The sequence below is a fragment of the Cupriavidus sp. C3SS-1 genome (assembly GCF_057073755.1).
The window spans coordinates 1,581,046-1,599,519 of sequence record NZ_CP172699.1; the positions used below are offsets into that span (position 1 = coordinate 1,581,046).

The following is an 18,474-nucleotide window of genomic DNA, read 5'->3' on the forward strand; positions in this document are numbered from 1 at the left end:
CCACCATGAAGCGCAGAGCGTTCGTCTTCGGCGGTATCGGCGCAATCGGCGCGGCAGGCGCTTTGCTTGTCGGCTGGACTGTGCTGCCCGTGCGCCAGCGCCTGACCACAGCGGTGCCGCTGCCGACGCAAGGCACCGAGGTGGCGCTCAATGGATGGGTCAAGATCGACGCCGACAACAGCGTCACCATCATGATGTGCCGCTCGGAAATGGGGCAGGGCGTGCATACCGGTCTGGCGATGATCCTCGCCGAGGAACTCGATGCCGACTGGCGCCGCGTGCGCGTGGAGAACGCGCCCCCCGACAAGATCTTCAACAACCTTCAGGTCGTGGTCGACGGGCTGCCCTTTCATCCGGACGATCATCGCCTGATCCGTCGCTATGCGGACCACGTCACGCGCAAGCTGATGCGCGAGATCGGCGGGATTGTCACGGGCGGGTCCTCCGGCCTCAGCGACCTGTGGATGCCCTTGCGCGAGGCCGGAGCATCGGCACGCGCCATGCTCGTGTCCGCGGCCGCGCAGCGTTGGCGCGTGACCGAATCGGAATGCCGCACGGAAGACGGCAGGGTCCTGCATGGCTCCGGACGCTCCGTGACCTTCGGCGAACTGGCTGCGGATGCCGCACGCCAGCCGATGCCGGACAAGGTCTCGCTCAAAGAACCGTCCGCGTTCCGCCTGATCGGCCGCCCGCTGCACAGGCTCGATGCGGCGGCAAAGACCAACGGCTCGGCGCGCTTTGGCATCGATGCCTTGCCACCGGGGCTGCTGTACGCCAGCGTGCTGATGTGCCCGACCGTCGGCGGCCGCGTCAAGCATGCCGACGTCACTGCAGCCTTGGCGCAACGTGGGGTTGTGAAGGCGTTCGTGGTGCCGCCTTTCAACGGCGGCACGGGTGGCGTGGCCGTGATTGCCGACAATGCGTTCCGCGCGATGCAGGCGCTGGATGTGTTGAAGGTCGACTGGGACCCTGGCCCGGCGGCGGGCGCATCGAGCGCCAGGCTAATGGCGCGCATCGCCGCGGCACTGGATCGCGATGATGGCCATGAATACTATGCGCGTGGCGATGTCGACGAGGTACTGCGCAGCGCCGCGAAGGTCATCAACGCCGAGTATCGCGCGCCCTATCTTGCGCACGGCGCCGTCGAGCCGATCAATTGCACCGTCCAGTACGAGGACCATGCGGCAACGGTGTGGGTCTCGACCCAGGTGCCCGGCATTGCCCGCGCCCATGCCGCAAAAGTCCTTGGCCTGCGGCCCGACCAGGTCGACTTGCGGGTCATGCTCCTGGGCGGCGGTTTCGGCCGGCGCCTCGAGGCGGACTTCGTCTCGCAGGCGGCTGCGATTGCGCGCGAGGCCAAGGGGCGGCCGGTGCAGACCATCTGGACGCGCTCGCAAGACATGACGCACGACTTTTACCGACCGGCCTGCGTGGCACGGTTGCGGGCCGGTCTCGATCGCGAAGGACGGCTCGTGGGCTGGCAGGCCCGTTCGGCAGGGCAGGCGATCGTACCGGAGATAATGGCGCGCGACTTCGGCTTGCCGCGCATTCCCGTCGACAAGACCGCGGCGGAAGGTGCCTACGACCAGCCCTATGCATGGCCGGCCGCCAGCGTTTCCCATGCGAATGTCATGCTGCCGATTCCAGTCGGCTTCTGGCGCTCGGTCGGGCACTCGCACCAGGCCTTCTTCACGGAGTGCTTTCTCGATGAGATGGCGGTGGCGGCGGGCAAGGATCCGGTTGCGTTCCGCGCGGCGCTGCTGGGCGAGCATCCACGTCACCTTGCCGTGCTGCGGCGCGTGGCAGCGTTGTCGGGCTGGAACAAGCCGATGGAGCGCGCGGCCGACGGTATCGCTCGCGCACGCGGCGTGGCGCTGCACCAGTCGTACGGAAGCATCGTCGGGCAGGTGGCAGAGGTCTCTGTCGCGCGGGACAAGACCATCCGCGTCCATCGCGTGTACTGCGTGATCGATTGCGGTACGCCGGTGAATCCGAACCTGATCCGCCAGCAGGCCGAGAGCGGCATCGTCTTCGGCTTGTCGGCGGCGCTGCTGCAGGAAATCACCTTTGCGGATGGCGTCGTGCAGCAGAAGAATTTCCATGACTTCCCGGTGGTGCGCATGGCGGATTGCCCTGCGATCCAGACCGAGATCATCGCCAGCGCCGAGGCCCCGGAGGGCACTGGGGAAGTCTGCACACCACCCATTGCGCCGGCAGTGGCCAACGCGCTGTACGCATTGACCGGCCAGCGGCTGCGCGCGCTGCCGCTGAAGCTTGCCTAGCCGAGGAGGACAACCATGGCGACCCTGAACGTAAATGGCAAGCCGGTCAGCGTGGACGCGGAACCCGAGATGCCGCTGCTCTGGATACTGCGTTGCGACCTGGCGCTGACGGGAACCAAGTTCGGCTGCGGCGTGGGCATCTGCGGCGCCTGCACCGTGCATGTCGATGGCAAGGCCGAACTCGCCTGCCAGCTGACCTTGTCGAAGCTAAGCCCGGCCATGAAGATCACGACCATCGAAGGCGTGGGGGGCAAGGAGATCGACGCCGTCAGGGCGGCGTGGCTCGATGTCGACGTGGTCCAGTGTGGCTACTGCCAGAGCGCGCAGATCATGGCCGCCTGCGCGCTGCTCAAGGCGAGGCCAAAGCCCACCGATGCGGACATCGACGCGGCGCTCGGCAATATCGTCTGCCGCTGCGGCACGTATTCGCGCATCCGCGCGGCGATCCACCAGGCTGCAGGGCAGCGGCCGCGCGGGTAGGGTTCAACCCGGGCTGGGTTGTGCCGTTGCCGACTGTCCTGGCTTGCGCAGCATTTTGTCGACTTCGCCGGCGTGCAGTTCCTCGACCTGGATCTGCTGACGCGCATATTCTTCCAGCGCCACCGAACGGCCTTCGACCAGGCCCAGCAGTTCGCGGTACAGCTGCAGCGCAAGCGTCTCTGTCGCAAGGGATTCGCGCAGAATCGAAGCGATATCAAACGTATGGCTGTCCAGCAGCTTGCCGATGCCCAGCGACGGATAGGCGCCGAGCGTCGTGATCCATTCGCCGGCCAGGTGGGCATGCAGCAACGATTCGTTAGCCTGCTCGCGCAGCCACGACACGATCGGGATGCGTCCGAAGCCGAACACCAGGAATGAATAGTGGGTGTAGCGCACCACGCCGGCGAGCTCGGCTTCGAGTATCCGGTTCAGCACGCCGACGACTTTGTCCTTTTCGAGTTCCGTCATGGCAATCCTTCCTGCAGCGTGGTATCAGTGGCTTTGGTGTACCCGAGGGGCCGGGCTGTTTCATTCTAGTCGCCGGGCGTACACTGTCCGCCGATTCCGGTTAGCCGCCGATGCGCGTGTCTCACCCGAACGGGGCGAAACCGCCCGGTCATGAAGGTCCGTAGCCGAAGGATGCGAAAGAACAGGGAATGCGGCTCAGGCCTTAGCTTTTTTCTTGCTCGGCCATGAAGTAAACCTATTTCCGGCCCGTGTGGAGAAACAGTACTCTATGCAAGGCGGTGGCTGGATGTACCAGGGCTTGAGCCGTGCGGTCGGGATCAAACGATCCAATAGCGAACGATCTGGATGCAACTAAGCAAGGGGAACACATGTCGACTGAAGCGAAGTGTCCGTTCAATCACGCCGCCGGCTCGGGGACATCGAACCGTGATTGGTGGCCCAATCAGCTGAACCTGAGTATCCTGCGCCAGCATTCTTCGCTGGCCGATCCCATGGAAAAGGGGTTCAACTACGCCGAGGCATTCAAGAGCCTGGATCTGGCGGCAGTGAAGAAGGATCTCACCGCGCTGATGACTGATTCGCAGGACTGGTGGCCCGCGGACTTCGGCCACTACGGCGGTTTGTTCGTCCGCATGGCCTGGCATGCCGCCGGCACGTACCGTACCGGCGACGGCCGCGGCGGCGCGGGCTCGGGGCAGCAGCGCTTTGCGCCGCTGAACAGCTGGCCCGACAACGTCAACCTGGACAAGGCGCGCCGGCTGCTGTGGCCGATCAAGCAGAAATACGGCAAGAAGATTTCGTGGGCCGACCTGATCGTATTGACCGGCAACGTCGCGCTGGAATCGATGGGCTTCAAGACGTTCGGTTTCGGTGGCGGGCGCCAGGATGTCTGGGAGCCGGACCAGGATGTCTACTGGGGATCCGAAAGCACGTGGCTGGCCGACAAGCGCTACTCCGGCGAGCGCGACCTCGAAAACCCGCTGGCGGCTGTGCAGATGGGCCTGATCTACGTGAACCCGGAAGGCCCGAACGGCAACCCGGATCCGGCCGCGGCCGCCGTGGATATTCGCGAGACCTTTGCGCGCATGGCCATGAACGATGAAGAGACCGTTGCGCTCATCGCTGGCGGCCACACCTTCGGCAAGACGCACGGTGCCGGCCCGGCCTCCCACGTGGGCCCGGAGCCCGAAGCCGCCGGGCTCGAAGCGCAGGGGCTGGGCTGGCACAGCAGCTATGGTTCCGGCAAGGGGGGCGATGCCATCACCAGCGGCCTGGAGGTCATCTGGACCAGCACGCCGACCAGGTGGAGCAACAATTTCTTCTGGAACCTGTTCGGCTATGACTGGGAACTGACGAAGAGCCCGGCCGGTGCCCATCAATGGAAGCCCAAGGGCGATGCCGGGGCCAATTCGATTCCCGACCCGCATGATCCGTCCCGGCGCCGTGGCCCGACCATGCTGACCACGGACCTTTCGCTGCGCGTGGATCCGGCCTATGAAAAGATCTCGCGGCGCTTCCATGAGAACCCCGACCAGTTCGCCGACGCCTTCGCCCGCGCATGGTTCAAGCTGACGCACCGCGACATGGGCCCGCGTTCGCGCTACCTGGGTCCGGAGGTGCCGGCCGAAGAACTGATCTGGCAGGATCCGATCCCCGCCGTGGACCACGTGCTGGTCGACGAGCAGGACATTGCCGCGCTCAAGGGCAAGATTCTGGCTTCGGGGGTGCCGGTGTCGCAGCTCGTGTCCGCGGCCTGGGCTTCGGCGTCGACGTTCCGCGGCTCCGACAAGCGCGGCGGTGCCAATGGCGCGCGCCTGCGCCTGGCGCCGCAGAAGGATTGGGAGGTGAACCAGCCGGCCCAGCTCGCCCAGGTGCTGGAGACCCTGGAGGGTATCCGGAACGAGTTCAATGGCACGCAGAGCGGCGGCAAGAAGGTGTCGCTGGCCGACCTGATCGTGCTGGCGGGTTGCGCCGGCATCGAACAGGCCGCGAAGAAGGGTGGCAACGACGTGAAGGTCCCCTTCACTCCCGGGCGCATGGACGCGTCGCAAGAACAGACCGACGTGCAGTCGTTCAGCGTGATGGAGCCGATTGCAGATGGTTTCCGCAATTACCTGAAGGGCACGTACGCGGTCCCGGCCGAGACACTGCTGATCGACAAGGCGCAACTGCTGACCCTGACGGTGCCGGAACTGACCGTGCTGGTCGGCGGCTTGCGCGCGCTGAACGCGAACGTCGGACAAACGCAGCACGGTGTCTTCACCGACCGCCCGGAAACGCTGACCAACGACTTCTTCGTCAACCTGCTCGACATGCGCACGGAGTGGAAGCCGGTCGCGGACAGCAAGGACGTGTTCGAAGGCTACGATCGCGCAACAGGCAAGTTGAAATGGACCGGCACGCGTGTCGACCTGGTCTTCGGCTCCAACTCGCAACTGCGCGCGGTGGCCGAAGTCTATGGCTGCTCGGATGCCGGGGAGAAGTTCGTCCAGGACTTTGTCGCGGCCTGGAACAAGGTGATGAACCTGGACCGCTTCGAGGTCGCCAACCGCTGAGCGTCAGGCTGACGACACTACACTCAGCCAGCGGCCGGTCGCAAGACCGGCCGTTTTCTTGTGGGTGCCAGGCGCCGCACGGCTGTTGCGCGCCTGACACGAACGATGGATAGGCGAAATAACCTTGGCAACGCATAATTGCCACGTCTATCGAATCGTCACATGGCGGTTTCGCAGAGGAGACCCGTATGCCGCAGGTTCCCGCATCCGAAATGACGACCCGTCAAGGCTCGCCTGGCACCAGGCGCCGAACCGGGCCCCAGGCGTCCTGCGTCTTGCGCTGGTTTCCTGGCCGGCCAGGCCGGCAGCTGAACGGCATGGCTGCAACAGCCAGCCTCTGACCATGGCAAAGCGGGCCGCGCTGCATTGCCGGTTGCTGGCGGTGGCAATGCTGCTTGGCGGATGCGCGCGGCTGGGTCCGGACTTCCAGGCCCAGCACGCGAACTGGACCGAACAATGGAGCACCGCCGCACTAGAGCAGGCCACGCAGCCGCGGCAGCAGCCGGACCTGAGCCAGTGGTGGCAGGTTTTCAACGACCCCGTCCTTGAACGACTGATTGCCGAGGCCGATGCCAACAACGCCGGCGTCAGGATCGCCGGACTACGCGTGGTCGAGGCCCGGGCGCAGCTGGGCATTGCACAGGCCGGCCGTTACCCGCAGGTCCAGCAGGCCAGTGCGGAAGCGCTCTACGTCCATAGCCGGCCGTCCGGGGGCGTCCAGCCCACCCGTGTCTGGCAGTACAGCGCCGGCGTGGACGTAGGCTGGGAACTGGACTTCTGGGGACGCTTCAGTCGCGCGATCGAATCGGCGGATGCGGCCTACTTTGCCTCACGCGCGACCTATGAGGACGTGCTGGTGCTGCTGCATGCGCAACTGGCCCAGACCTACTTCACCTTGCGTGCCGCACAAGCGCGGCTGCATATCGCCCAGGAAAACGCCCGGCTGCAGAAGCGCAGCTTCGAAATCACCGAGCGCCTGTTCAAGGGCGGCGAGAGCGATGAGCTCGACCTCCAGCAGGCCAAGACGCAGTACCTCGGCACCCTGAGCAGCATCCCGGAACTGGAGGGCCAGATCCTGCATGCGCGCAATGCGCTCGCGATCCTGATTGGCCGTCCGCCAGCGCCCATGCATGCATTGCTCGATATGCCCGAGAAAGAGGGCATCGTGCCGCTGATCGACCGCGCCGTGCTGCAGGATGTCCCGGCCAACCTGCTGCTACGACGCCCCGATATCCGCGCCGCCGAGCTGCAGGTGGCCGCGCAATCGGCGCTGATCGGCGTGGCGAAGGCCGATCTCTATCCATCATTGACCCTGCTCGGCAACATCGGCTGGTCGGCCAGCTCGCTGCCGGGCACGCCGAACGGCTTCGTGGTGATAGCGGGGCCGAGCCTGCGCTGGAACATTCTCGATTACGGACGCATCCGCAACAACGTGCGCATCCAGGATGCCCGCCTGCAGCAGTTGATCGTGTCCTACCAGGACAGCGTGCGCCAGGCCGCGCGCGAAGCGGACGATGCCGCCAGCGGGCTGATCAAGGCGCTGGAGCGAGAGGCGATCCTGGGGGAGGCGTCGACGGCCGCCAACCGCTCGCTGACCCTGGCCAATGCCCTGTTCCGCGAGGGGTATTCGGATTTCCAGCGCGTGCTGGATGCCCAGCGCGCGCTGTTTGCCCAGCAGGATGCCTACCTCGTCAACCGCAGCGCGGCCGTGGGCAATCTTATCGCCTTGTACAAGGCGCTCGGCGGCGGCTGGCAGACCGGGCAGCCGCTCGTCGATGCGCCGACGCGTCAGCAGATGGAGCAACGCACCGACTGGGGCGGGCTGATCGAAGAGGCAACGAGCGAGCCAGCCGGCAAACGCTCATCCGTGCAAGGAGACAGACCTGATGAGTGACGTCGCTGCACCGACACCGGCACCGCCGCCGCCATCGGCGGACCCCGCGCGCAAGGGCGTCAGGTGGGTGGTGGCGCTGATCGTGCTGAGCCTGGCGTGGTACCTGTTCGCGGATCGCCTTACGCCCTATACGCAGCAGGCGCGCATACAGGCCTTCGTCGTCCCCGTGGCGTCGGAGGTATCGGGCCGCGTGACGCGCGTACTGGTGCGCAACAACCAGGACGTGCAGGCCGGCACAGTCCTGTTCGAGGTCGATCCGCAGCACTACCGCATCGCGGCGGACCGGGCGCGCGCGGACCTGGAATCGATGCGCCGGCAGATTGGCGCCAGCACCGCGGGCATCGCGTCGGCGCAGGCCGCGCTGCGTGCCGCCCAGGCCAACGAGGTCAAGGCACGCCAGGATAGCGATCGCCTGGAACGCCTGTACAGCGAAGATCCCGGCACCGTATCGTTGCGGCGGCTGGAGGTGGCGCGCGCCACCCACACCCAGGCCACCAGCCAGGTCGATGCGGCCCGGGCCGAGGTCGAACGCGCGCGCGAGCAGCAGGGCGGCAGCGAAGAGGACAACGCCAAGCTGCGCAGTGCGGCGGGGGCGCTGGAGAAGGCCGAGCTCGACCTTGCCAACGCGCAGGTGCGCGCACGCACCGCCGGCCTGATCACCGACCTGCGCACGGAAGCCGGTCAGTACGCCGCTGCCGGCAATCCGGTCATGACGCTGATTGCCATCCATGACCTCTGGATCAGCGCGGACATGACCGAGAACAACCTTGCCCGCGTCGAAGCCGGGACGCCGGTCGGGATTGTGCTGGACGCCTTGCCGGGGCGGGTGCTTGCGGGCCGCGTGCGCAGCGTCGGCTACGGCGTCAGCGCGGGGCAGAGCCCGCCGCCGGGCAGCCTGCCGACGATCCAGAACAGCCGCGACTGGCTGCGTCCGGCGCAGCGCTTCCCGGTGATCGTCGAGATCGACAAGGGCGAACTGGAGACGCTCAAGGGCATTCGCGTGGGCGGGCAGGCCGAGGTCATGGCCTTCCCGGCCGAGGGCAACGTGCTCAATCCGCTCGGCCGCCTGTTCCTGCGCGTGATGAGCTGGCTGTCCTATGTCTACTGACGGCGGCGTGGCGGGTGCGGTTGCGATTCGCGGGCGTCGGGCGCTGCGGCTGGCGCTTGGCACCGCGCTCTGCCTTGCCACCAGCTACGGGCTGAACTGGCCCATCCCGATGGTGGCCCCGGTGCTGGGCGCGTTCGTGCTGGCTTCGCTCGACCGGCCGTTGCCGGCAAGGGCTGCCGTGGGGCTGGCCTTGGTCGCCATGCTGGCCACCGGCAGCGGCCTGCTGGTGGTGCCGTTCCTGAGCCAGTATCCGTTCAGCGGGGTGCTGATCACCGGCCTCGGACTGTTCCTGGCCTTCCGCTATGGCTTGCGGGGCGGCAACAGCCTGGTCGGCACGTTCCTGGCGGCTGGCCTGACCATGGTTTCGGTGGCGGGGACCGCGGACATCGGCCTGGCCCTGACCGTGGTGGCCGCGCTCGTCAAAGGGTTGCTGCTTGCGGTGACGGTCCTGGCGCTGTGTTTCTGGTTGATTCCCGAGCCGGCGGCCGGGCCTGGACCACGGCGTCCGCCAGCGGTGTCGCAAAGCACCGCCGACTGGATGGCGCTGCGCGCGGCGCTCGTGGTCATGCCGCCCGTCCTGCTGGCGCTGGGGGATCCGGCGGCCTATATGCCAATCCTCATGAAGGCGGTCAGCCTGGGGCGGCAAAGCTGCACGACGGCGCGCGGCGCCGCACGCGAGCTGATTGGTTCCACGCTGCTCGGCGGACTGCTGGCCGTCCTGTTCTGGTGGGCCCTGGGCCTGTTCGTCCATCTGTGGATGTACTTTCTCTGGATGTTCCTGTTCTCGCTGGTGCTGGCGCGCAAGCTCTTTGCCGGACCTGCCGGCGGGCTTTCGCCGGGCTTCTGGCTCAACACCCTGGTGACGCTGATCATCCTGCTGGGCCAGTCGGTCGAGGACAGCGCGGCCGGCAAGGACGTCTACCATGCCTTCGCAGTCCGCATGGGCCTGTTCATCGGGGTCACTCTGTATGCCTGCCTGATGCTGGAACTGCTAGAGCAGCGTAGCCGCCCTTCGCCGTCCACGCCCTGACAAGGAAACCTCGCCATGCGCCTCCATCTGCTGGTCGCAGCCCCGGTCATGCTGGCGTGCCTGGTGCTGCAAGCACTGGCCGTGGCCGTGTGCCTGCGCCGCTATGCCCGCTTTCGAAACGAGTGGCAGGGCCGCGAACCACTCTGGCTGGATGTCGCCATGCTGTCGGCGATCATGCTGGTCACACTGCTTGGCAATTTTGCCCAGGTGACGATCTGGGCGGCACTGTTCATGCTGCTTGGCGAGTTCGCGGACTTCGGGAAGGCGCTCTACCACTCGGCGGTGAATTTCTCGACACTGGGCTATGGCGACATTGTCATGTCCGAGCGCTGGCGCCTGCTTGGTCCGATGGAGGCCGCCCACGGCATCCTGATGTTCGGCGTATCGACGGCGGTCATGACGGCCGCCGTGCTCGATGTCATCAAGAACAGTGCGGCAAGGCTGAAGCATGAAGAGCCGACATAGGGGCGAATTGAGCGACGTCGTCCACTCGCGTTCACGTGGAATCTAAAGACAAGGCAACCATTGCCGATAACCACTGACATAGCGAAATCCTGAGTCTCGTTAACGCGGCCGCATATCCGTAGATCCGGGCTTTGTCTACCCCCCGGCTATTGAAACGAGAGGATTAGGTTGTGAATGTCAATGGCATGACGTGTTTTCAAGCGCGACCCCGGGTAGCCGTAATAGAATTGGCTTCCCGTCGATTCACCCACGGCGGCAAGTCGTGTTTTTGAACCATTAATGCTGTCTTTTTTACCGAGTTCCCTCGCGGTACCGCCGGCCCCCGGGATCGGCAAGGCGCGATCGCCAAACAGGCTAGGCCAAAGACCACATGACGTCGTCCACGTTTGATGCTGTTCAGGCAGGCAACGCACGGGAACCGAACCGTTCCGGCGGCGTTGCGGGAGCGATGGCTCCTGCCGGAAGCAGGGATGCCTGGGCGCTGCTGGAAGCATGGGGTGGACTGGCGCTGCAGGTCAGCGAAACCGGCAATATCCTCCAGGCCACGAATGCTTCGGCCGATCTGCTGGCGTTTCCGCGAGAGTACCTGCTGCGCGCCTCGCTCAAGGACATTGTCGCCTTCGACGAACGCGAGCGCGCCGCCCAACTGCTGCAAGCCTGTTTCCGCGACGGTCTTCCCAAACAGGCCGAGATCCGATTTGCCAACGCCATTACCGGCACGCGCTGGATCGATCTGCGCATTTGCCGACATGCTGGCACGGATGGCCGGACATCAATACTCCTGTTTGGCACCGACGTCACCAAATGGGCCCGGAAACTCGCCCGACTGACTGAACAATCGCTCACCGACCCGCTCACCGGTGTCGGTAATCGGGGGCTGATCCGCAATCGGGTGGACGCGTATTTCACCGGCGATGCCGCGCAGCGCGGCCGCTTTGCGATTGCGCTGATGGACCTGGATGGGTTCAAGAAGGTCAACGATTCGCTCGGCCACGAGGTCGGCGACATCCTGCTGAAAGAACTTAGCCTGCGACTCGCCGGGACGCTACGCACCCGCGACACCGTTGCGCGCCTGGGGGGCGACGAATTCGTGGTCCTGCTCGACGACGTGACTACGGAAGAGGCGGCAATGGGCGTGCTCGAGCAGATCATGCGAGTCTGCCGGCAGCCATTCCACCTGGCCGGCTGCCAGGTGCGTGTCACGACCAGTATTGGCCTGGCCTTCGCCACGGGCGAGCGGGAGACCGAGGCGCAGTTGCTGCGGCGGGCCGACCGGGCCATGTACGAGGCCAAGGCGCAGGGCAACAACCGCTATTGCCTGTACTCGCCGGAACTGGATCACCGGCTGAACGAGCAGTTCCGCATCGAGCAGGACCTGTTCGAGGCGGTCCTCAATGGTGAACTGTTCTTGCATTACCAGCCGATCTTCCGGGTCGGCCCCGACACCGTTTGCGCAGTCGAGGCGCTGATGCGATGGGAGCATTGCAACGAGGGGGCCATCTCGCCCGAGATTTTCGTGCCGCTGGCCGAGAGCAACGGACTGATCAATCATCTTGGCGCCTGGGCGGTACGCTGCGCGTGCGCGCAGCTGGCCGCGTGGGACGCTAACGGGGTGGAGCTTGGCTACGTGTCGGTCAACGTGTCGCCGGTGCAGTTCAGGCATCCGGGCTTTGTCGACAGCGTGCGCAGCGCGATCCGCGATACCGGCATCGACCCGCACCGGCTGGTGCTCGAGATCACCGAAGGCGCGCTGATGACGGACCCGAAGGGGGCGGGGAATCTACTGAAGGAACTCAGGGCACTGGGTATCCGCTTTGCGGTCGATGACTTTGGCACCGGCTATTCCAGCCTGTCCTATCTGCGCAGGTTTCCGCTGTCGGCACTGAAGATCGACCGCAGCTTTGTCGCGGACATGGTGGATTCCCCGCACGCCCAAACCATTGTTTACGCCGTGCTGTCGCTGGCGCGGGAACTCGGGCTGGTGGCCATTGCGGAAGGCGTCGAGACTGACGCGCAATGCGATCTGCTGGCGGCCCAGCGCTGCGAGCTGGCACAAGGCTGGCGCTTCGCCCGGGCGATGGCCCCCAATGATTTCGAGGACGCTGTCCGCGCAGGCAGGTTCCGCATCGACGCCGAGGACGCACTGTCCGCGTAATCGAGAACATGCCAAAGAAACAGTTTCTTGATCAGCTCTGGGCCAGGATGGTCCAGAAGGGCGATTTCCCGACGCTGCAGTACTGCATCGACAATGTCTTCAAGACGCTGAACAGCGACATGAGCATTGGGGAAATGGCCAGCACGGTCCTGTCGGACTTCAGCCTTTCACAGAAAGTCATCCGACTGGCCAACTCGGCCATGTACCGTTCATTCGGCGGCGAGGTCACCACGGTATCCCGCGCCATCATGGTGCTGGGCGTGGACACCATTACGCATCTGACGCTGGGCGTCCAGGTACTCGACTTTTTCCAGGGCGTGGCCCCCAACCGGCCTCAGGCGGGGAGGGCGCTCAAGCAGGCCATCATGGCCGGCGAGATCACCCGTGCGCTGAACGATGCGCGCGGCATCCTGGGTGGGGAAGAGGGCGTCGTCTGCACGCTGATGCACCACGTCAGCCGCTTGATGGTGATCTTCTATTTCCCGGACGAGTGGGACCGCATCGCGACGCTGAGCGCGGATGGCGCCATGAGCGAAAGCGATGCCTGCCGCGAAGTCATCGGCATCTCGTTCGACGAGATCGCCAAGGCGGCAGCCTTCCGGTGGCGCCTGCCGACGTTGATCGCGGACGGCATGCTGGGCCGCGAACTGCACGAAGAATCCGTCCTGGAAACCCATGCCGACTGGCTGGGCGCGGTCGCCAGCCTGTCGTCCGACGCGGCGGCCTCGATGCTTGCCGAGCAACCGGAGGAAATCGTACTGGGACCGCTGCTGGCCCATGCGCAGAGACTCGGGCTGGAGCCGTCCCACGTCAATACGGCGATCCAGCAGGCCGGGAAGCTGAAGACAACGATGGCGCGCTCGGAGACCCCTGACTCGGGCGATGGCAGCGTTGCGGAAGAGGGCGGCAAGCCCGCCGATACGCTGAAGCGCCTGCTGCACGCGCTCGACGAGGTTCGGCAGGAGGGTGCGGGCAGGACGGTATCCCAGCTTGCTCCGCTGGTGCTGGAGTCGGCCATGCGGGCGCTGAACTTCTCGCACTGTTTCCTGATGCTGCTGCACCCGACGAGCAAGCGCTTCAGCGCGCGCCTGGGGTTTGGCGACGGCATGCGGGACAAGCTTGAGCGGCTGTCGTTCGAAGAAGGCTTCGTGCCCGACATGTTCCATTTCGCGATGATCGCGCCGCAGCCTTTGCTGATCGAGGACCTGAGGGACAAAGCCGTATCGCATCGCGTCCCGCGCTGGTATCGCGACGCCATGCCCGACACGCGTTCCGTACTGCTGATTCCCGTCAAGGTACGCAACCGCTGCGTCGCCATGATCTGCGGCGACTGGGGCACGACCCGCATTGCCGGCGGCCTGAGCAAGAATGAACTGGCAGCGGCGGGCGAACTCGCCGGGGAAATCGCGACAGCGGTCTTGCGTTCCGCGCCGCAGCGATAGCGGCAGCCAGGACAAAACCGCTGCTCCGCCTGCAGCGCGCCACTGAGACGCTGTTGTCGACACCGAACCTCCGGATCCGGAGGTGATGCCCGTCCTTTCAGCCGGGCATTATTCTGGTTCCAACGCCCCATTATTCATCCGCGAAACATACTTTTGCCCGATATTCCGAAAGCGCACCACGGGACTACGCTTTGGCGGAAATATCGCAAGAGGGGACTGCAATGGCGCTGGAATTTATGAATGGCGTTGTGGAAGCTCACAATCAATATCATGAGTGGGCGCAAGGCGGACGGGACGATGAGCAATTGGGAAGTGCATTGCTGGACCAGCTAAGGCGACTCCTGGCACCTTTCGTTCGTCTCGATGGAGAACTGGCCGCGCTGAAGATTGCCAAAGGTGGATCAGGCCTGGAATTGACCGTTCTGCGGGCAGGCCGGGATTAGAGGGCCGGGTTCCGTCAGGCGCGCGTAGTGACGCCTGCAATCCACTGTTGTGGCGCCCCAAGCAGTATCACGCGCAATCACGCGCAACGTGACGGTTTGCACCTGCGTTCGTCGAGTCAGTCACCTCGGTAAACCCTGAGACGCCATGATGAGCTCTTCGGCTATGCTCGTCTGTATGCAGCGCCAGGTGGTACCGGCGTTGCACGTTCTGTTCACACAAAAAGTTCAGAGGACGAGATGGCAACTGGCACCGTGAAATGGTTCAACAATGAGAAGGGCTATGGATTTATCACGCCGGACGACGGGGGCGCGGACTTGTTTGCCCACCAATCCGAAATTCAAGGAAGTGGATACCGGTCGCTGGACGAGGGTGCCAAGGTCGAATTTGAAGTGAAGCAAGGCCCAAAGGGTCCACAAGCCTCACAAATTCGGAAACTCTAGTCGCCAAGTAAGAAGGTGCACACCCCGGCGGGAGGGTCTCTGTTCCATTCGGTGGCGTTCGATTGTCCGTGTTTGTGACTGAAGGGGCGCAAACACGGCTTTCGTTGTGCGTCCCGGATTGTCAGTTCATCTGGGCACGGCGCTTCATCTATCGTCGCGGTGATGCCTCGAAGCGCTCGACGCCCCGACTCGCGTTCATCCACCCACGAAAAATTGTGCGGCACGTCCTCCCATCGCGTGCCTGCCGGGATGCCGTCCTCCGCATTCCCTCAATCATCTAAGCGATACTGGCGGACCAGCGCGGCGAGCAGGGACCCTGCGCTTCAGCCGCTCTGGTTAAGGCCATGATGAAGCCTCGCGGGCGCAGAGCCGCCGCGTGGACATCAACGACATCAGCTCACTGACTATCCATGAAAGTACGTGTTTCCACCCTGTTGTGGCTCGCCGCCATTGCTGGCGCAGGCATGCTGCCACCCACGCAGGCGCATGCCGGAGTGTTCGAGGATGACCAGGCGCGCAAAACGGTCATCAACCTGCGCGACCAGTTCAACAATTTCCAGGCGACTGCGACCCAACGCCTTGAGCAAAACAGCCGCACCACGCTCGAACTGCAGAACCAGCTCGAAGGGCTACGCCAGGAGCTGGCTCGGCTACGCGGCCAGAACGAAGTGCTGCAGAACACGGTGGCGACGCTGCAGAAGCAGCAGAAGGATTACTACGCAGACCTCGATGCGCGCCTGAAGAAGTTCGAGCCGCAGCATGCTTCGGTCGAGAACCGCCAAGGCACCTCGCAGCCGGGCGAGAAGTCCGAATACGACGCCGCGCTCAAGCATTTTCAGTCGGGCGATTTCAAGAGCGCCGGGAATTCATTCTCGTCGTTTATCAAGCGGTATCCGCAGAGCCCGTACCTGCCGCTGGCGCAGTTCTGGCTCGGCAACTCGCTATACGCGCAGCGCGACTATAAGGCGTCCACCTGGGTGCTGCAGAAAATGATCAATGCCTATCCGACGCATCCCAAGGTGCCGGACGCAATGATCGCGGTTGCCAATAATGAGCTGGAGTCCGGGCAGAAGGCGGCCGCGCGCAAAACGCTGGAACAGGTGGTGACCAAGTATCCCGGTACCGAAGGCGCGCATGCGGCTAGCAACCGGTTGAAGATGCTGAAGTAAGTGAGGGCCATCCGGCCCTCCTTGCAAATGCTGACGATACCTCACTGCTAGCGTGTGGGGTCTCGGCGATGATCCCGAAGAGGTCCTGTGGGCAGGCTATACGGTCACTGACACCGCTGCAGGGGCGATGGCAGTCATCACGCGAGCGGACCTGTTCCATTTCTTGTCGAGGACGGCGACAACGATCAATCCAAGCGACGGACTCAGGGTCAACGAAAAGATAGTCCATGTGGCGCCGGAGCGTCCCAGTGCGTTGGCAAAAAGGCCAACCGCGAAGGAGCAGGTGATCCAGGCAGCAATTGCAAGCATCGTGGCGGTTCCGTAAGTCAATGTGATCGCCGCGCTAAACGGCGAGCCACCAGTATGGGTACAACTGCAATCAGTAGCACTTGGGGAAAGGCAGTAAGGGAAATCATGGAGTCTTGCCGGCCGACTGTGGGAATCGCCGTTCGTAGCCAGCGCAGAATACGTCGCTGATTTAACATAATAACCATTATGCGTGACAATGTTGTAGCGGCAAAGTTGTAATGTCCGGTTTTGGCAAAGTTCAAATGTCCGCCTGAGTGCTCTATTCGTGTTATTTAGCCTGCCCGGTTGAACACGATGGAGACGCCAGAGGATGGCTAAATCCGAAGTCATTACAGTCAGCATGCAGGAATTAGACAGGCTCAAGACCGTCCAGGCGGTCGTGGATGGTCAGTTACGGCCTGGTGTCGCCGCCGAACGCTTGGAGATCACGGACCGGCAGTTGCGGCGGTTGCTGGAGCGCTACCGGCAAGAAGGCCCGTCGGGGCTCGTGACCCGCAAGCGCGGCCGTCCGAGCAACAACCGGCTGTCGGCCGACCGCGAAGCCGCGGCGCTGGGCCTGATCCGGGAACACTACGTCGACTTCGGGCCGACGCTGGCCTGCGAGAAGCTGCGCGAACGCCATGGACTCACGTTGTCCAAGGAAACGATACGCCGCCTGATGACGGCATCTGGGCTTTGGATACCGCGCAAACAGCGGCCGCCGAAGGTCTACCAGCCGCGCAACCGCCGTGCCTGCTATGGCGAGCTGATTCAGTTCGACGGCTGCGATCACCGCTGGTTTGAGGAGCGCGCGCCGGCCTGCACGCTGCTGGTCTATGTCGACGACGCCACCAGCCGGATCATGGAACTGCGCTTTACCCATTCCGAGGCCACGTTCACATACTTCGCTGCGACGCGCGCCTACCTGGAGCGCCATGGCAAGCCGGTGGCGTTCTACAGCGACAAGGCCAGCGTCTTCCGGGTCAACAAGCCGAATGCAACCGGCGGCGATGGCCATACCCAGTTTTCCCGGGCCTTGTTCGAGCTGAACATCGAAGGCATCTGCGCCAACAGCAGCCAGGCCAAGGGCCGCGTCGAACGGACCCACCTGACGTTGCAGGACCGCCTGGTCAAGGAGCTGCGCCTTCGCAATATCAGCACCATGGAAGCCGCCAATGTCTTCATGCCCGACTTCATCGCGGACTACAACGCGCGCTTCGCCAAGGTCCCGCGTAACAGCCATAACGCCCATCGTCCGCTGCGATCGGACGAGAACCTGGATCTGATCTTCGCTTGGCGCGAGCCGCGCTGCGTTTCCAAGAGCCTGACCATCCAGTACGACAAGATGCTTTACCTGCTGGCGGATACACCCGAGCATCGGAAGTTGGCTGGTCGCTATATCGATGTCTATCACTATGCCGACGGCAGGATCGAGCCACGTGCGAATGGCGTCGCCCTGCCCTACACCACCTACGACCGGCTATCGGAAGTGGATCAAGGTGCGATCGTCGACAACAAACGGTTGGGGCACGTATTGCAACTGGCGCAATACGTTCAGGAGAAACGCGACAACACGCGATCTCTCTCTTTGCCTGCCACGGAAGGCGTTGTCCGCAAGCGTGGGCGACCATCAGGCAAGAAGTCGCAGCGCTCGCTGGATCAGAACGATATGTTGGAAGCGCTAAAACGCTTACAGCAGCAACCGTGGCCGCTTAACGGAACTGAGAACTGATTTCCGCTTACTCCTGGGAATTCAAATCCGCCCTGCTGGAATGACAGCCCCACCCTGAGCTGGACTCCGTCGTGTCAGGCCAGCACCACCGCCCTACGGGAACCCCAAAAGACTGAACAAACAAGCTGAAAAGACGCCGGACAACCGGACATTTCAACTTTGCTGGAGCCCGGTCATTTCAACTTTGCCTCGACAAATGTTGGCCCCAAATAGTAATGTCGCATTTGAGCCAAATAGAAATGTCGTACCCCGTCCCGGATCATGCCAAGCTGGCGGCCTTGTTGCCCAGCCAGGAGCGCGATCATGGGCCGACCCGACACGATCACCATGAGCATGCGGGACTGGATCCCTGCAAGGTCATCGAGGCCGTCGTGCAGGACGGCCTGATGGTCTGGCGCGCCGCCGCCGAGAAGCTCGGCCTGTCCCGGCGTCAGGTGGAACGTCTGGTGCTGCGCTACCGCGAGGACGGTCCCAGTGGCCTAGGCTCGCGCAAACGCTGCCGTGACAGCAATCGCCCCCTCT

General features: G+C 64.0%; 14 protein-coding genes and 1 pseudogene. 14 read left to right on the forward strand and 1 reads right to left on the reverse strand.

Annotation, left to right across the window (positions count from 1 at the left end):
* Positions 1-5: 5 nt before the first annotated feature.
* Positions 6-2,282 carry a xanthine dehydrogenase family protein molybdopterin-binding subunit gene (locus ACIGJC_RS07305; RefSeq protein WP_483711333.1) on the forward strand — a complete coding sequence of 759 codons (2,277 nt, stop codon included), beginning with the start codon at positions 6-8 and terminating at the stop codon, positions 2,280-2,282.
* Between the two features lie 15 nt (positions 2,283-2,297).
* Positions 2,298-2,762 (forward strand): (2Fe-2S)-binding protein, encoded by a 465-nt coding sequence (locus ACIGJC_RS07310; RefSeq protein WP_483711334.1) that lies wholly within the window; start codon positions 2,298-2,300, stop codon positions 2,760-2,762.
* 3 nt (positions 2,763-2,765) lie between these two features.
* Here ACIGJC_RS07310 and ACIGJC_RS07315 read toward each other — a convergent pair whose 3' ends face one another.
* Positions 2,766-3,230, reverse strand: a complete 465-nt coding sequence (locus tag ACIGJC_RS07315) for a ferritin-like domain-containing protein (RefSeq protein WP_483711335.1) — start codon at positions 3,228-3,230, stop codon at positions 2,766-2,768.
* Positions 3,231-3,598: 368 nt separating this feature from the next.
* On the opposite strand from ACIGJC_RS07315, the gene katG reads away from it, so the two are divergent.
* The 12 genes and pseudogenes from katG to ACIGJC_RS07375 all read left to right on the forward strand — a co-directional run.
* Positions 3,599-5,785 carry a catalase/peroxidase HPI gene (gene katG, locus ACIGJC_RS07320; protein ID WP_483711336.1) on the forward strand — a complete coding sequence of 729 codons (2,187 nt, stop codon included), beginning with the start codon at positions 3,599-3,601 and terminating at the stop codon, positions 5,783-5,785.
* 343 nt (positions 5,786-6,128) lie between these two features.
* Positions 6,129-7,679: an efflux transporter outer membrane subunit gene (locus ACIGJC_RS07325; RefSeq protein ID WP_483711337.1), complete on the forward strand. Its 1,551-nt coding sequence runs from the start codon at positions 6,129-6,131 to the stop codon at positions 7,677-7,679.
* Positions 7,672-8,787 carry an HlyD family secretion protein gene (locus tag ACIGJC_RS07330; protein ID WP_483711338.1) on the forward strand — a complete coding sequence of 372 codons (1,116 nt, stop codon included), beginning with the start codon at positions 7,672-7,674 and terminating at the stop codon, positions 8,785-8,787. The genes ACIGJC_RS07325 and ACIGJC_RS07330 overlap by 8 nt, the downstream gene beginning before the upstream one ends.
* On the forward strand, positions 8,777-9,817 hold the full coding sequence (locus ACIGJC_RS07335) for a DUF2955 domain-containing protein (protein WP_483711339.1): 1,041 nt from the start codon (positions 8,777-8,779) through the stop codon (positions 9,815-9,817). The genes ACIGJC_RS07330 and ACIGJC_RS07335 overlap by 11 nt, the downstream gene beginning before the upstream one ends.
* Positions 9,818-9,832: 15 nt before the next feature.
* Positions 9,833-10,282 (forward strand): ion channel, encoded by a 450-nt coding sequence (locus tag ACIGJC_RS07340; RefSeq protein ID WP_483711340.1) that lies wholly within the window; start codon positions 9,833-9,835, stop codon positions 10,280-10,282.
* Between the two features lie 448 nt (positions 10,283-10,730).
* The gene (locus ACIGJC_RS07345) at positions 10,731-12,437 is read left to right on the forward strand and encodes a putative bifunctional diguanylate cyclase/phosphodiesterase (protein WP_483711341.1); all 1,707 of its coding nucleotides are present in this window, start codon (positions 10,731-10,733) and stop codon (positions 12,435-12,437) included.
* Between the two features lie 8 nt (positions 12,438-12,445).
* Positions 12,446-13,879, forward strand: coding sequence for an HDOD domain-containing protein (locus ACIGJC_RS07350; protein WP_483711342.1), 1,434 nt, complete (start codon positions 12,446-12,448; stop codon positions 13,877-13,879).
* Between the two features lie 221 nt (positions 13,880-14,100).
* Positions 14,101-14,322 carry a hypothetical protein gene (locus tag ACIGJC_RS07355; protein ID WP_483711343.1) on the forward strand — a complete coding sequence of 74 codons (222 nt, stop codon included), beginning with the start codon at positions 14,101-14,103 and terminating at the stop codon, positions 14,320-14,322.
* A gap of 237 nt (positions 14,323-14,559) precedes the next feature.
* Positions 14,560-14,763 carry a cold-shock protein gene (locus tag ACIGJC_RS07360; protein ID WP_483711344.1) on the forward strand — a complete coding sequence of 68 codons (204 nt, stop codon included), beginning with the start codon at positions 14,560-14,562 and terminating at the stop codon, positions 14,761-14,763.
* A 410-nt stretch (positions 14,764-15,173) separates the two neighbouring features.
* A complete protein-coding gene (gene ybgF / locus ACIGJC_RS07365; protein WP_483711345.1) occupies positions 15,174-15,932 on the forward strand; it encodes a tol-pal system protein YbgF in 759 nt (252 codons plus the stop codon).
* 619 nt (positions 15,933-16,551) lie between these two features.
* On the forward strand, positions 16,552-17,952 hold the full coding sequence (locus ACIGJC_RS07370) for an ISNCY family transposase (protein WP_483711346.1): 1,401 nt from the start codon (positions 16,552-16,554) through the stop codon (positions 17,950-17,952).
* A 303-nt stretch (positions 17,953-18,255) separates the two neighbouring features.
* Positions 18,256-18,473, forward strand: a pseudogene (locus ACIGJC_RS07375) (helix-turn-helix domain-containing protein); the annotation flags it as partial.
* Position 18,474: the final 1 nt, after the last annotated feature.

Bases quoted from the DNA above. Each gene is read 5' to 3' on its own strand.
- ybgF (WP_483711345.1), top strand. From the start codon at position 15,174: ATGAAAGTACGTGTTTCCACCCTGTTGTGGCTCGCCGCCATTGCTGGC.
- ACIGJC_RS07345 (WP_483711341.1), top strand. From the start codon at position 10,731: ATGGCTCCTGCCGGAAGCAGGGATGCCTGGGCGCTGCTGGAAGCATGG.
- ACIGJC_RS07360 (WP_483711344.1), top strand. From the start codon at position 14,560: ATGGCAACTGGCACCGTGAAATGGTTCAACAATGAGAAGGGCTATGGA.
- ACIGJC_RS07370 (WP_483711346.1), top strand. From the start codon at position 16,552: ATGGCTAAATCCGAAGTCATTACAGTCAGCATGCAGGAATTAGACAGG.
- ACIGJC_RS07355 (WP_483711343.1), top strand. From the start codon at position 14,101: ATGGCGCTGGAATTTATGAATGGCGTTGTGGAAGCTCACAATCAATAT.
- ACIGJC_RS07330 (WP_483711338.1), top strand. From the start codon at position 7,672: ATGAGTGACGTCGCTGCACCGACACCGGCACCGCCGCCGCCATCGGCG.
- katG (WP_483711336.1), top strand. From the start codon at position 3,599: ATGTCGACTGAAGCGAAGTGTCCGTTCAATCACGCCGCCGGCTCGGGG.
- ACIGJC_RS07325 (WP_483711337.1), top strand. From the start codon at position 6,129: ATGGCAAAGCGGGCCGCGCTGCATTGCCGGTTGCTGGCGGTGGCAATG.
- ACIGJC_RS07350 (WP_483711342.1), top strand. From the start codon at position 12,446: ATGCCAAAGAAACAGTTTCTTGATCAGCTCTGGGCCAGGATGGTCCAG.
- ACIGJC_RS07315 (WP_483711335.1), bottom strand. From the start codon at position 3,230: ATGACGGAACTCGAAAAGGACAAAGTCGTCGGCGTGCTGAACCGGATA.
- ACIGJC_RS07305 (WP_483711333.1), top strand. From the start codon at position 6: ATGAAGCGCAGAGCGTTCGTCTTCGGCGGTATCGGCGCAATCGGCGCG.
- ACIGJC_RS07310 (WP_483711334.1), top strand. From the start codon at position 2,298: ATGGCGACCCTGAACGTAAATGGCAAGCCGGTCAGCGTGGACGCGGAA.
- ACIGJC_RS07340 (WP_483711340.1), top strand. From the start codon at position 9,833: ATGCGCCTCCATCTGCTGGTCGCAGCCCCGGTCATGCTGGCGTGCCTG.
- ACIGJC_RS07335 (WP_483711339.1), top strand. From the start codon at position 8,777: ATGTCTACTGACGGCGGCGTGGCGGGTGCGGTTGCGATTCGCGGGCGT.